This is a genomic window from Phaeobacter inhibens DSM 16374 (assembly GCF_000473105.1).
Classification (GTDB): Bacteria; Pseudomonadota; Alphaproteobacteria; order Rhodobacterales; family Rhodobacteraceae; genus Phaeobacter; species Phaeobacter inhibens.
This window is the reverse complement of record NZ_KI421498.1, coordinates 59,642-72,926: the sequence shown is the minus strand read 5'-3', so window position 1 is coordinate 72,926 and position 13,285 is coordinate 59,642. Positions and strand designations below refer to the sequence as shown.

The window sequence follows — 13,285 nt, the reverse complement described above, 5'->3', positions numbered from 1 at the left end:
CTCGCTTCAGGCTTAGATTTTCTACGCCAACAAATAGCAAATCTGGTTTGCCCGGTCATGCCCGTTGAGCACAAAGTGATTGCAGACAGAGCTATCCATAGATGGAGGATCAGATGCCCCAAGCGCCCCAAAGCTGGCTTCCCGAAGCGAGTATCACCCGTATCGAGGATATCACCCGGGCCACGGCCGGTGCAGGGTCCGATCAATTGCTGGACCGTATCGCGACCCTGGTCGAAGAAAACCGTGTGATCCACGAGGAAGACTGCTTCAACCTCAATCCCGCGACAAATGTGATGAATCCAAAGGCGGAGGCGTTGCTTGCCTCAGGTCTGGGGTCACGCCCTTCGCTGGGGCACCCCGGTGACAAATATGAGATGGGGCTAGAAGCGATTGAAGAAATCGAGGTCATCGCAGCGCGTCTTGCCTGCGAGGTCTTTGATGCGGAATTTTCCGAAATCCGGGTGCCATCCGGTGCGTTGGCCAATCTCTACGGCTTTATGGCGACCTGCCGCCCGGGCGACACCATCATCGCACCACCCGCCAGCATCGGCGGGCATGTGACCCATCATGCGGCCGGCTGTGCCGGGCTATACGGGCTACGCAGTATCGAGGCGCCGGTGCTTGAAGATGGCTATACCGTCGATCTGGAGGCCCTACAGCAACTCGCAGAGCGAGAGCGCCCCAAGTTGATCACCATCGGCGGCAGTCTCAACCTATTCGAGCACCCCGTCGCAGGCGTCCGGGCGATCGCGGATCAGATTGGCGCCAAAGTCATGTTTGACGCGGCCCATCAATGTGGGATCATCGCGGGGAAGGCCTGGGCCGATCCTCTCGCCGAGGGCGCCCATTTCATGACCATGAGCACCTACAAGAGCCTTGGCGGTCCTGCCGGTGGATTGATCGTCAGCAACGACGCCGAAATCGCCAAGGCTCTGGACAGTATAGCTTTTCCCGGCATGACGGCAAACTTCGATGTGGCAAAATCCGCAGCCCTCGCAGTGACCCTGCTGGACTGGCGTGACCACGGCCGGGCCTATGCATCCGAAATGATTGCGATGGCAAAGAGCCTTGCCGCCGCGCTGGAGGCGGAAGGCCTGCCACTGTTCAAAACCGCCGATGGCATCACCATGTCCCATCAGTTTGCCCTGTGCGCAGCCCCCTATGGTGGTGGGCAGGCAGCTTCCAAGCTGCTGCGCAAGAACGGGTTTCTGGCCTGCGGGATCGGCCTGCCAATTCCCGCGGTAGAGGGCGATATGAACGGCCTGCGGATTGGCACGCCAGAACTGGTGCGCTGGGGTATGACCAGCAAGGATGCCGCTGCACTGGCGGCGCTGATCGCGGCCGCTCTGCGCGGGGAGGCGGTGCTGGATCGGGTTTCCGCTTGGCGGCGGCAGTTTGACCGGCTTCACTTCGTCAACAGACGTGCCTCCCGGTAGCCAAGACGTAAAAACCCCGGAGCAGATGCTCCGGGGTTTTGGGCTGATTGGACGCGGCCCACCTCCCACGGACGCTTTTGTGGGAAACGGAGCGGAGGCTGGGCAGGCCCGGCTCAGCCCGCGCGGCGCATCAGAGAGCGCAGCGATCCATCAAAGGTGGTGGCCAGCGACACGCGCTTGCGGCCTATCTGGGCCTTGGCCGAGATCACGGAAACCAGCAGCGGCGCGCCTCCTTTGCGCATCTGCAGCACAGGCGACCCGGAAGCGCCGTATTCTACCCGACAGGAGGTCACCAGTGTTTCGCTTCTGGTCGACAGGATCCGGCAGCCTTGTTCACGGGCCGGACGGGTGGCCTGGTTCACGGTGTAAGAAAGCACATCGACGCTGTCGCCCGGTGTTGGAGCTGCGGCCAATACAAAGGGGCGGATTTGGCTGCCCGCAATCGGACGATCCAGACGCAAAACCGCGATATCGCTGCCGGCTTCGCTGCGGCTGGACCAATTGTGACGATATCCGGGATGAACAACCGCCTTCACTACACGGCGCGATGCCTTGGCCCTGCGACCATTGAGACCGGCCTCAAATTTGATACTTCGCGGGTTCACCGCCTGCCCCGTTTGCGGATTGTAGAGACAATGCGCAGCCGTCAGCACCAGATTGGGCGCGATCAGACTGCCGGTACACATATTGCGCCCGGCGATGTTGAGCCGCCCGACAGCTTCCCACCCCTGAACGGCCCTGACCCCTGCAGACTGCGCCTCGGCAGAGAGGCTAAAGGTTGTACTCGAAATAATGGCGGCGGCGATAAGCCCTATAATGCGTTTCATGGTCCACTCCTATTTTTCCCACATCGCCATCTTCGGGGTCGGCTGAGGCTGGAATGCGGCTTGGAGTTGTGGAGAGCTGTCAGAAAGGCGCGCAGAATGTGACATACTTAACAATCAGTTAACGTGCGCAGTTATTGCGGCCACCGGGCTGCCGCAGCCCTATATTTTCCTTAACCTTCCTGAACATTTTTAGGGAAATTTCGCTCAAACATCTGAAAAAATATCATTTTTCCAGCAAGGATTTCAGTGCGATTTTCCCTGTGGATACGGGTCTGGCGCTGAGATCTGGAAAGAAATCGCGGGGATTAAGGCGGAATTGGGCCCGCCCAACCGGCGATTGGGGCGAATCCTGTCGACGCTTTGCCACCGCATAAGTCTTAAGAGATTACCCTCGGGTCACCGCGGGGTTTTGGGGCGAATATATCTGCCGTGGCGCCGATATCTGCCCCACACCAAGAACGGTGCCCCTGGCTTATGCCGGTTCACAGGCTGCCCTGCAAAACCCACACCGCAATCAGAAGGAGATCAAACTGACAAAAAAGCCCCGGTTCTGCAACCGGGGCTTTCTCTTGAGATATCAGGCGCCGTGATCAGGCTGCAGCGGCCTGTTCGCGTTTCTCATCCCGCCCGAAGAAGATCAGATAGAACACCGGCGCGGCCACCAGAGTGAGAACAGTGGCAAAAGCCAGCCCTCCCATGATGGTGATCGCCATAGACACGAAGAACGCATCCGTCAGCAGCGGTGCCATGCCAAGGATGGTGGTGACCGCTGCCAGCATGACCGGGCGTAGACGCGACACTGACGCCTCGACAATGGCCTCGCGCAGGGGTCTGCCCTCAGCCCGGACCAGATCGATTTCCTCGACCAGAACGATACCGTTCTTGATCAGCATACCAGAGAGGCTAAGCAGACCGAGAAGCGCGGTAAAGGTGAAGGGCATACCGGTACCAAGGAGGCCTATCACCACCCCGTTCACCGACATCGGCACCAATAGCCAGATGATGATCGGCTGGCGGATCGCGTTGAACAGCAGCACCGAGATCAGCACCATAATCAGGATCGTGACCGGGAGCTGCTTGCCAAGGCTGGCATTGGCGTCGGCAGAGTTCTCATGCTCCCCGCCCCATTCCATGGTGTAACCCGCAGGCAGCTGGATCTCCTCAATGGTGTCCTGCACCTGCGAGAACACGCTGGCTGCGGTCAGATCTGCGGAGATGTCCGCCCCGACCGTCAGCGTAGGCACCCGGTCACGGCGATGGACAAGGGTGTTTTCGACAACCACGTCAATCCCGTCGACCATCTGCTCAAGCGGCACAAATTTACCTGCCGCCTCGGAAAATACCAGCTGATCCATTAGATTATACTCACCGGCTTCGGCACGGCGCAGAACGATTGGGATCAAGCGATCCCGCTCGCGGAACACCCCCGCCCGCAGGCCATCGGTGGAGAACTGCAGCGCATCCGCAATCGCCTCCCGCGTGACACCGGCGGTCTGCGCCCTGTCAGTGGCATAAATCGGCTTCAACGTGATTTCCTGCTCGCGCCAGTCCTGTCGCACGCTCAGGATATCTGGTGTCGCCTGTTGCAGTCGCAGCATTGCCTCCTCACCCAGCTGACGCAGCACCCGAGGGTCAGGCCCGGCAAACCGCACCTCGATCGGGGCGCCGCCACCGGGGCCAAAGACCAGCCGTTTGGTGCGGAACTCTCCCTCGGGGAAGCGACCCTGACCAAAGACCTCCAGATCCGCTTGCAGCGCTGGGATCGCCTCAAGGCTGGTGGCCCGGATGATGAGATGCCCATAGCTGGGGGTCGGATCTTCGGAATCATAGGTCAGCATGAAGCGCGTGGCCCCCTGCCCGACGAAGGTGGTGACCGTTTCCACATCGTTCCGGTCTGCCAGCCACTCCTCGAACACACGCATGTGCTCTGAGGTGGTCGTGATCGACGAGCCCTGCGGCAGCTTGTAGTGCACGAAGAACAGCGGCGTGTTGGAGTTAGGGAAAAACTGCTGCTTCACCTGCCCAAAGCCGATAAAGCAAAGCACGGTGATCGCGATAAGACCCGGCACCACAAACCAGCGCAGTTTCAGCGACAGCCGCAGGATCTTGCTGTAGGTGCGGAACAGGATCCCGGAATAGGCATCATGATCGTCACCGCTCCCCTGTTTAAAGAAATAGTGAGCCAGAAGCGGCGTTGCCGTCAGCGCCAGAAGCCAGCTGAGCAGCAGCGAGATGCCAATCACCGCAAACAGCGAGAACATGAACTCACCTGTGGAATCCGGGCTGAGGCCAATACCGGCAAAGGCCATGATGCCAATGACGGTTGCCCCCAGCAACGGGATCTGGGTTTTGGCCGCCGCCTCATGCGCAGCTTCGCGCGAGCTGCGCCCGCGCGCCATGGAGATCTGCATTCCCTCCGCCACAACAATGGCATTATCCACCAGCATCCCCATCGCGATGATTAATGCGCCGAGTGAGATCCGCTCCATTTCAATGGAGAAGAAATTCATGAACATCAGTGTTCCGACAACCGTGAGCAAAAGCGTGGTGCCGACAACAATGGCTGCCCGCCAGCCCATGAAAATCGCCAGTACAATCACCACGATGCCAACCGACATCGCAAGATTCACCAGGAAGTCATTGGAGGCCTGATCCACAACAACATGCTGCTGGTAGATCGGCTTCAGCTCAACACCGTAAGGGATCTGGCTGTCTAGCTCGGCCAGACGCGCATCCACCCGCTGGCCAACCTCAACAATGTTTTCCGTCGCCAGACCCGCAATACCAATGGTGAAGGCCTCAACACCATCAAAGCGGATGATCTGGGACGGGTCATCAACCCGACCGCGATGGACATCCGCCATGTCGATGATATTGATGACTTCACCCTGAGAGCCAATGGTGAGACCGGCAATTTCCGTCACGGAGTCGGAGCCTTCCGGCGCGCTGACGCGGGTCTGCACGGGTCCGTTGTCAACCTGACCGGCAGAGCGCACCGAATTGGCCGTGGCCAGAGCGTTCGAGACCGCGTTGATCGGAATGTTCTGATTTACGGTGATTGCCATCTTTGGTTCGACAAAAATCGCCTCTTCCGGCAGGCCCGCGATCTCCACATCGGCCACGCCGTCCACCGCCAGCAGTTCACGTCGCAGGAAGGTCGCCAGTTCGTGGCGCTCCGCATCAGTGTACCCCTCGGCTGTCACGGCATAGAACACGCCGAACACATCCCCGAAGCCGTCATTGACGAAGGGGGTGCTCACCCCCTCGGGCAGGTCGCGTGCCGCATCTTCGACCTCGCTGCGCAGCTTGGTCCAGAGGGCCGGCAGCTCACTTCCGTCAAAGGTGTCCTGCATCTCAACATCGATGCGTGAAAGCCCAGGCTGGTTCATTGAGGTGATCTGTTTCACCTCACCCATTTTCTGGATCGCCGATTCCAGTGGTTCGGAAACTTCCAGCGCCACCTGCTCAGCGCTGGCACCGGGATATTGGGTGATGACCACCGCCTGTTTGATGGTGAAGGCCGGATCTTCGAGCCGTCCGAGGTTCAGGAACCCCCAGATGCCGCCAAACAGGGCGGCAAGCATGATGATCCACGTATAGAGCGGCCGATTGATCGACCCGCGTGCAATGTCCATGAAATCCGCCCTCAGTTGGTGAAGCCAGTGAAGCGGCGCACGGCCTCTCCATCGGCGAGCGCGCCGCCGCCGGTCAGCACAATTTCTTCGCCCCCCTGCAGACCGGAGGTGATCTCAATCCGGCCACCATCGGTGGCAGCGGTTTCAACCTTGGTCCAGGTCACGGTGCCCTCATCGCCACCTTTGGGTGAAAACAGCATCACGCCGGTTTCCCCATTGGCTGCGGGCACAATTGCGGTGGGCGGAACCACGATGGCCGATGCGCCTGTATCCACGGTGACCCGAACTGTCGTCGACGCGCCGGGGAAGATCTGGCGATCCTTCGGCGGGTCCAGGCGGAAAGTCACGCGGTAGGTCTGGCCAACACTGCTGGCCTCCGCGTCGAATTCCAGGATTTCCAACGGATATGCAGTATCGCTGCCCGGGAAGGTTGCGGTGATCGTCAGGGCGTCATTGTCTTCCCCCTGCTGGAACAACACCTCGGGCACGTCCACCTCAATGTGGAGTTCCGACATATCGTGCAGACGCACAACGGGCGCACCCGCGCTGACAGTGCTGAACAACGCCACCTCACGGCTGGAAACCAGCGCATCAAAAGGGGCGTTCAGAGTTGCATGTTCGAGCGCATAATCCGCATCCCGCAGGGCAATGCGGGACAGACCCGCCTGAGTTTCGGCGTCGTCGATGGAGACCTGACTGACCGTGCCGGTCAGTTTTTCAAGGCGCGTCACCGTTCGATCCGCCTGTTCCTTTTGCAGCTGGGCCTGACCAAGTTTCAGCTCAAACGGTTCAAGGTCCAATTCAGCAATCAGCGCTCCCTTCGGCACGAAGGCGCCTTCGGTCACGGGAAACTTCACCACCTGGCCGCCAACCTGAAACGCCAGATCAACCGTTTCCTTAGCGGCGACCTGACCGTAGAATTCGCGGTGAATGGGCATCGCACCGGACTGTGTTACCATCAGTTTAACAGGTTTCAGGGCATCAGCGGCCAGTGCTGGTACCCCCACCAGCATCAGCGCGGCGATACCAGCGATTGCTCTCAAACTCAGCTGCATAAGTTACTCCTTCCGAAGCGGATTCGCGTCCGCCGCTATAACAGTGTCATGGATTTTGGCCGATAGGGCCGCAAATTGGTGGATTTCATCCGGATCAAGCCCGGAAATACGCTGAAACAACTCCGACATGGCCGCGACCAGGCGATCCCGCTTGGCCACACCGTCGGGCGTCAGCGACAAAAGCCAGGCGCGCCGGTCCTGCGGATCGCGGCTGCGCCTGACCAATCCTTGCCGTTCCAGCCGGTCTGCCGCTGCGGTCACGGAAGAGGGAACAGTCTGCAGCATTCGCGCCAGCTCACCCATGCGGGATGGGGTGCCAAGACGCACCAGGGTGTGACATTCCATGCGGCTCAATTCGGGCATTTCAACGCTGTCTTCAATGCAGGCATCAATGCGCCAGTAGAGCGCAAAGACACCCAACATCGCGCAGACCTCCGGACGGATCTCACGCGGATGCTGGCCAGTGTCATCGTCAAAGATCTTGTCGGATTCTCGAATCATTCCGCCACCGCCTTTAGAGCGCATATACTTCAAAATTCGAACTATTCAAGGAGGGAAGTTTCCTGACGCCCTCAAACCCACTCCCGCGCCCTCCCCGTGGCGTTGACGTAGGGGCCACTATTGCCATGAACAATGGGCCAGACTTGACCTGACTGGGGGAAGATGCCCAGATATGCAGCACTTTTTGAAAACCACCCGAAGGTCCAGCGCATGTTCACACCCGCCATCACCGGCACGGGCGTCTTCACCCCGTCACAGACGATCACAAACGCCGAGCTGGTCGCGGCATTCAATGCCTATGCAGACAAGACCAATGCCGAAAATGCCAAGGCAATTGCCGCAGGCGAGATGGAGCCTCTGGCGCATTCCTCCGAGGAATTCATCCTCAAGGCCTCCGGCATCGAGCAGCGTTACGTGATGGACAAAAGCGGCGTTCTGGATCCTGAGGTGATGCACCCGCTGCTGCGCCAGCGCGGTGATGATGAGCCTTCGATCATGGCAGAGATGGCGCTGGATGCCGCGAAAAAGGCGCTGGCGCAGGCGGGAAAGACCGCTGCCGATGTTGATACCGTGATCTGCGCCGCTTCCAATATGGAACGCGCCTACCCTGCGCTGGCAATCGAAATTCAGGACCTGCTTGGCATCAAAGGCTTCGCATTCGATATGAATGTGGCCTGTTCCTCGGCCACCTTTGGCATTCAGGCCGCGGCCGATATGGTGCGGTCGGGGTCGATCCGTTCGGCGCTGGTGGTGAACCCCGAGATCTGTTCGGGCCATCTGGAATGGCGCGACCGCGATTGTCACTTTATCTTCGGCGATGTGGCGACGGCGACCCTGATCGAGCGCAGCGAAGACGCAACGGGAGCCTATTTCGAGATCCTCTCGACCCGCTGTGCCACCAGCTTCTCCAACAATATCCGCAACAACAATGGCTACCTGCGCCGCTCTCGCCCGGATGGTGTTGAGGATCGCCGCGACATGCAGTTCATGCAGAACGGGCGCAAAGTGTTCAAGGAGGTGCTGCCAATGGTCAGCCAGCACATCGCCGAGCATATGGAAGCTGAAGGGGTTTCAAACACAGATCTGAAACGGCTCTGGCTGCATCAGGCCAACAAGACGATGAATGATTTCATCGGCAAAAAAGTGTTGGGTCGTACGCCAGAGGCCGGTGAACAGCCCAACATCCTGCAGGACTATGCCAATACATCCTCAGCCGGGTCGATCATCGCCTTCTCCAAATACTCCGATGATCTGTCGGCCGGGGATCTGGGGCTGATCTGCTCGTTTGGGGCGGGCTATTCCGTGGGTTCGGTGATCCTGCGCCGCGTTGCCTGAGGCTTCGCAGCCTCGCCTGAGTACAGAACATGAGCCATAGAAAAGGGCCTGCCGAGTGTGGCAGGCCCTGTTTCATAACTGAGCGTCTGACGGTCCGGGCTATTTCTGCGACACCCGCTGATGCACGGCCTCAACGTCCTCAACCCGTTCTGAATAGCGGTCGACCAGATACTCCTTGCGGCCACGGGTCAGCCAGGTGAATTTCACCAGCTCTTCCATCACGTCGACGACCCGGCGATAGAACGGCCCGTCAGGCAGTCGCTCACCTTCGCCAAACTCAAGCCAGGCCCTGGGAATGGAGGACTGGTTGGGAATGGTGATCATCCGCATCCATCGCCCCAAAATACGCATCTGATTGACCGCATTGAAAGATTGCGACCCGCCGGAGACCTGCATCACCGCCAGCGTCTTGCCCTGCGTGGTGCGAATACCGCCCTTCAGCGACAGCGGCAGCCAGTCGATCTGTGTCTTCATGATGCCGGTCATCGCGCCATGGCGTTCCGGGCTGGACCAGACCATGCCTTCGCACCAGACAGCCAGATCGCGCAGTTCGCTCACCTTAGGGTGGTCCTCAGATCCGGCGTCATCAGGCAGCGGCAGGCCGCTGGGGTCAAAAATCCGCGTCTCACAGCCCAATGCGCGCAGGATCCGCGCAGCCTCCTCGGCCGCTTTGCGCGAATAGCTTACAGACCGCAACGACCCGTAAAGGAGCAGAATACGTGGTGGATGCTGCGGATCCTCTGCCGCCGCCAGACCAGCTACATCAATCTGCGGCAATGCGGCGTCCACGAGTGCAGGCAGATCCTCAGCCGCTCGTGCGTCAGGCATCGCTGCCTTCCCCGTTGACATCTCAGCCACTCTCTTCTTCCAGATGCAGTTTCATATCCAGCAGCACCTGTTGCAGCATCACCGTTTCACGCAGCAGCCGCTTGGCCTCGTTGATGGTGATAATCCCATCGGCCATCGCCTCCTGATATTCGCTCATCAAGGTGGCGAAGCGCTGGCTCAGTGCGATCACATCCGCATTAACGCCGCCACTGCGCGCCTCTGACGCCGGGCTCGCCTCGCAATACGACAGCGTGATGTTTTTCAGATCCGCCAGACCGGAGGTCACATGCGGAAAGGAGGCAGCCGCCTCAAGCTTGGCCACCGCATCAACCGGCATGAAGCGATCGGCGTGTTCGGCATTATCCGAGTAATACCGGCCAAGCGTCGCCTTGGATTTCCCTGTGATCTGGCAGGCCGCCTCGATCCCCACATCCTTGACCAGCGCCTCGGTGTGTTTTTTTAGATAAGTACCTATATCTGCCATATAAATTCTACCTGCATATGACCGCGACCCCATTGGGGAAGAAACGCGTTAATTTCCCATTCACGACACTTAAAGGAAATGCGAACCTATTTCTATCCCTAAGGTTTTAAGGGACTTACAGCGCTGATTCAGGCCTTACGGCAGGGAAACGTGTTGGGGGCGGAGGCGTGTTTCGTGGGCCTTCGCTGGTGGGCAATTTCCGTCCAGTTTGCACCCTGCCGCGGGTGTCGTGTGGTTCGTTTCTCGGGTTGTTTCGCCTCGGACCGACATCTGCGTGCAGGGTGCTTCATGGGCGGTCCCCCAAACCTGCCCTGACATTCCGTCATATGGTGCAGAAAACCGTTTCCTCCAGCGGACACTGCGGCTAAATCACCCTCATGGCCAAGCTCTACTTTCACTACTCCACCATGAATGCCGGCAAATCGACGGTGCTCTTGCAAGCCTCGCATAACTACCGCGAGAACGATATGGACACCTATCTGCTGACCGCGGCGCTGGATGATCGCGCCGGTCAGGGACGGATCGCCTCGCGCATCGGGATTGGTGCGGAGGCGGATATGTTTCGCCCCGGCGAGAACCTGTATGACAAGGTAAGTAACCGTCTAGCCAAGGGCGCAGTCGCCAGTATCTTTGTCGATGAGGCGCAGTTTCTGTCACCGGATCAGGTCTGGGATCTGGCACGGGTGGTGGATGATCTGCGGGTGCCGGTGCTGTGCTACGGGCTCAGGGTCGATTTTCAGGGCAAGCTGTTTCCGGGATCGGCGACGCTTCTGGCGCTGGCTGATGAAATGCGCGAGGTGCGCACCATCTGCCACTGCGGCAAGAAGGCCACTATGGTGATCCGGCAGGACGAAAATGGCCAGACCATCACCGAGGGCGCGCAGGTGCAGATCGGCGGCAACGAGACCTATCTGTCGCTCTGCAGGCGGCATTGGCGTCAGGCCACGGGCGACCTGCCTGCGGAGAAGTCTGACTGACGTGCGCGGATTAGTCAGTGCGGGTGGGGCACGCATGGCCCGTGCCCTCACCTCATCACGCGACTAAACCGGCGAAATCAGGGCGTTTCCCGCAAGGAAGGCCGCTACATTGTCCAGCGCCAGATGCCCCATGTCGCTGCGCACCTCCTCCGTGGCTGTGCCCAGATGTGGCAGGAGCGTAACCTGTTCCATCTGACGCAGCGCCAACGGCACCTCTGGTTCAAATTCGTAGACGTCGAGACCGGCCCCTGCGAGCCTCCGTGCCCGAAGGGCCGCGATCAGCGCCGCCTCATCAACTACCTCGCCACGGGCGATATTGATCAGCAGTGCCTCAGGCTGCATCGCCGCCAGAACGTCTGCATTAATCAGATGCCGTGTCCCGGCACCGCCCGGCACCGCCAGTACCAGAACATCAACATTTGCCGCGAGGTCGATCAGGCTGTCGGCTCGGGTCACCGCGAAGCCCGGTGATTTCTCACTGCGCGCCAGATAGCTCACCGACATGCCAAAACCAAAATGGCAGCGCCGCGCGATCGCCTCACCAATACGGCCAAAACCGACGATGCCGACATGTTTGCCGGTGAGGTGCAGCCCCAGCATCTGGGTCGGGTGCCAGCCCTGCCACTGACCTGAGCGGACCAGTCGCTCCCCCTCACCTGCCCGGCGCGCGGTCATCAGCATCAATGTCATCGCGGTGTCGGCGGTGGCGTCAGTGACGGCCCCCGGTGTATTGCTGACAGCAATGCCCGCAGTTTTCGCGGCCTCTACGTCTATGTGATTGTAGCCAACGCCAAAATTGGCCAACAGCCTGCACCGCGGTGCGGAGACGCCGGCAAAGCTCGCCGCGTCAAACTGATCGCCGAGGGTGGGCACCACGACATCAAACTCGCGCAGCGCCCGCTGGCGTTCCCCGGCGGTTAGTGGTGTTGTCTCCTGCCGGATTTCAGCGCCAAACTCAGACCGGGCGCGCGCCTCAACGGCAGCGGTCATCGGGCGAGTGATCCAGAGTTTCCCGCTCAATGCATCCGCCCTCCGAGTGGTACAGCCCCATCCGGGCCAATCAGCATGATCTCGCCAGCCTCATCCGGCAGCCCCAGAACCAGCACTTCTGACATGAATTTGCCAATTTGACGGGGCGGGAAATTGACCACTGCCATCACCTGTTTACCCAGGAGTTTTTCCGGGGTGTAATGTGCCGTGACCTGCGCCGAGGTTTTCTTGACGCCGATTTCATCGCCGAAATCCACCCACATCTTGATCGCGGGCTTGCGGGCCTCGGGGTAGTCCTCAGCACGCACAACCTCGCCGACGCGGATATCGACCTTCAGAAAATCGTCAAAACTGATGTTATCCACGAGACAGCTCCTTTGACCGGTTGGAGGCCGCCGCCACCGCGCGCCGCAGCAAGGGCGGGAAGCCGTTGTCCTCGTCCATCAGCACCTCAAGTGCGGCCTGCGTGGTCCCATTGGGACTGGTCACATTGATACGCAGCTCTGCAGGGGTTTCCTCCGCTGCTTCGGCCAGTGCGCCTGCGCCCGCAACGGTGGCCTTGGCCAGCTGCATGGCCAGCTCTGCGGGCAGCCCTTCGGCCTCGCCGGCTGCTGCAAGGGTTTCAATCAGGTGAAAGACATAGGCCGGGCCGGAGCCACTGACCCCGGTGACAGCGTCCATCTGCGCCTCACTCTGCAGCCGGACAGTCTGGCCAATTGCCTGTAGCAACGTATCCGCGCGGATCACGTCGTCCGCAGATGCAGAGGCGTTGCCGATGATCGCGGTGATGCCGCGCCCGACCGCAGCCGGTGTATTCGGCATCGCCCGCACAATCGGCGTCTCGGCCCCAAGCAGGCTCTCGTAGGTCGCGATTGAGGTCCCCGCAGCCACAGAAATGAACAGCGTCTTGCCGTTACCCAGCTGTTGTAGCTGCGGCAGGGCCTCGCCCATCATCTGCGGCTTGACCGCAATCAGCACAATGCCAGGGGCCTGTTCACCGGCCTCTGGCAGCGGCGCGTTGATGTGGACACCTGTCTGACGCAGCCATTCGGACGGGTTGGGGTCGATCACCCAGACAGCCTCCGGAGATACCCCTCGGTCAAGCCAGCCCGCCAACATGGCCGAGCCCATCTTGCCGCAGCCCAAAAGCGCGATACCGCGCGCTGCGATCTCTGATACCTGCATCTTTCCCCTCCCCTAATCGGATCTCCGGCCCC

12 protein-coding genes are annotated in these 13,285 nt (G+C 60.0%); 3 read left to right on the top strand and 9 right to left on the bottom strand.

The genetic code is table 11. From position 1 onward, the window contains the following. Positions 1-113: 113 nt before the first annotated feature. A complete protein-coding gene (glyA, locus tag INHI_RS0103945; RefSeq protein ID WP_027246800.1) occupies positions 114-1,436 on the top strand; it encodes a serine hydroxymethyltransferase in 1,323 nt (440 codons plus the stop codon). Between the two features lie 113 nt (positions 1,437-1,549). Here the strand turns inward: glyA and INHI_RS0103940 are convergent, their stop codons facing one another. The 4 genes from INHI_RS0103940 to INHI_RS0103925 form a co-directional block, all read right to left on the bottom strand. Beyond that, positions 1,550-2,263 carry a trypsin-like serine peptidase gene (locus tag INHI_RS0103940; RefSeq protein ID WP_014875364.1) on the bottom strand — a complete coding sequence of 238 codons (714 nt, stop codon included), beginning with the start codon at positions 2,261-2,263 and terminating at the stop codon, positions 1,550-1,552. Between the two features lie 590 nt (positions 2,264-2,853). Next, positions 2,854-5,898 (bottom strand): efflux RND transporter permease subunit, encoded by a 3,045-nt coding sequence (locus tag INHI_RS0103935; protein WP_027246799.1) that lies wholly within the window; start codon positions 5,896-5,898, stop codon positions 2,854-2,856. Between the two features lie 11 nt (positions 5,899-5,909). Further along, positions 5,910-6,953, bottom strand: coding sequence for an efflux RND transporter periplasmic adaptor subunit (locus INHI_RS0103930; RefSeq protein WP_036766903.1), 1,044 nt, complete (start codon positions 6,951-6,953; stop codon positions 5,910-5,912). A 3-nt stretch (positions 6,954-6,956) separates the two neighbouring features. Then, entirely contained in the window at positions 6,957-7,454 is a 498-nt protein-coding gene (locus INHI_RS0103925) for a MarR family winged helix-turn-helix transcriptional regulator (protein WP_027246797.1), read from the bottom strand. A gap of 210 nt (positions 7,455-7,664) precedes the next feature. Here INHI_RS0103925 and INHI_RS0103920 point away from each other — a divergent pair, with 210 nt between their 5' ends. Continuing rightward, the gene (locus tag INHI_RS0103920) at positions 7,665-8,789 is read left to right on the top strand and encodes a beta-ketoacyl-ACP synthase III (RefSeq protein ID WP_014875368.1); all 1,125 of its coding nucleotides are present in this window, start codon (positions 7,665-7,667) and stop codon (positions 8,787-8,789) included. Positions 8,790-8,888: 99 nt separating this feature from the next. Here INHI_RS0103920 and arsH read toward each other — a convergent pair whose 3' ends face one another. Together arsH and INHI_RS0103910 are read right to left on the bottom strand one after the other, a co-directional pair. Next, positions 8,889-9,617 carry an arsenical resistance protein ArsH gene (arsH, locus tag INHI_RS0103915; protein ID WP_027246796.1) on the bottom strand — a complete coding sequence of 243 codons (729 nt, stop codon included), beginning with the start codon at positions 9,615-9,617 and terminating at the stop codon, positions 8,889-8,891. A 22-nt stretch (positions 9,618-9,639) separates the two neighbouring features. Then, entirely contained in the window at positions 9,640-10,101 is a 462-nt protein-coding gene (locus INHI_RS0103910) for a hypothetical protein (RefSeq protein ID WP_014875370.1), read from the bottom strand. 377 nt (positions 10,102-10,478) lie between these two features. Between INHI_RS0103910 and INHI_RS0103905 the strand changes: the two genes are divergently transcribed. Next, positions 10,479-11,078, top strand: coding sequence for a thymidine kinase (locus INHI_RS0103905; protein WP_014875371.1), 600 nt, complete (start codon positions 10,479-10,481; stop codon positions 11,076-11,078). Between the two features lie 63 nt (positions 11,079-11,141). On the opposite strand, the gene INHI_RS0103900 is transcribed toward INHI_RS0103905, so the two are convergent. Genes INHI_RS0103900 through proC form a run of 3 tightly spaced genes read right to left on the bottom strand, consistent with a single transcriptional unit; the run spans position 11,142 to position 13,253 of the window. Further along, positions 11,142-12,068: a 2-hydroxyacid dehydrogenase gene (locus INHI_RS0103900; protein ID WP_051338943.1), complete on the bottom strand. Its 927-nt coding sequence runs from the start codon at positions 12,066-12,068 to the stop codon at positions 11,142-11,144. Between the two features lie 26 nt (positions 12,069-12,094). Next, positions 12,095-12,433, bottom strand: a complete 339-nt coding sequence (locus INHI_RS0103895; protein ID WP_014875373.1) for a tRNA-binding protein — start codon at positions 12,431-12,433, stop codon at positions 12,095-12,097. Then, a complete protein-coding gene (gene proC / locus INHI_RS0103890) occupies positions 12,426-13,253 on the bottom strand; it encodes a pyrroline-5-carboxylate reductase (protein ID WP_027246794.1) in 828 nt (275 codons plus the stop codon). The genes INHI_RS0103895 and proC overlap by 8 nt, the downstream gene beginning before the upstream one ends. Positions 13,254-13,285 lie beyond the last annotated feature (32 nt).

Coding starts and splice junctions, on each gene's coding strand:
- INHI_RS0103910 (WP_014875370.1), bottom strand. CDS start 10,101: ATGGCAGATATAGGTACTTATCTAAAAAAACACACCGAGGCGCTGGTC.
- INHI_RS0103925 (WP_027246797.1), bottom strand. CDS start 7,454: ATGATTCGAGAATCCGACAAGATCTTTGACGATGACACTGGCCAGCAT.
- INHI_RS0103930 (WP_036766903.1), bottom strand. CDS start 6,953: ATGCAGCTGAGTTTGAGAGCAATCGCTGGTATCGCCGCGCTGATGCTG.
- arsH (WP_027246796.1), bottom strand. CDS start 9,617: ATGCCTGACGCACGAGCGGCTGAGGATCTGCCTGCACTCGTGGACGCC.
- INHI_RS0103935 (WP_027246799.1), bottom strand. CDS start 5,898: ATGGACATTGCACGCGGGTCGATCAATCGGCCGCTCTATACGTGGATC.
- proC (WP_027246794.1), bottom strand. CDS start 13,253: ATGCAGGTATCAGAGATCGCAGCGCGCGGTATCGCGCTTTTGGGCTGC.
- INHI_RS0103940 (WP_014875364.1), bottom strand. CDS start 2,263: ATGAAACGCATTATAGGGCTTATCGCCGCCGCCATTATTTCGAGTACA.
- INHI_RS0103900 (WP_051338943.1), bottom strand. CDS start 12,068: ATGACCGCTGCCGTTGAGGCGCGCGCCCGGTCTGAGTTTGGCGCTGAA.
- glyA (WP_027246800.1), top strand. CDS start 114: ATGCCCCAAGCGCCCCAAAGCTGGCTTCCCGAAGCGAGTATCACCCGT.
- INHI_RS0103905 (WP_014875371.1), top strand. CDS start 10,479: ATGGCCAAGCTCTACTTTCACTACTCCACCATGAATGCCGGCAAATCG.
- INHI_RS0103920 (WP_014875368.1), top strand. CDS start 7,665: ATGTTCACACCCGCCATCACCGGCACGGGCGTCTTCACCCCGTCACAG.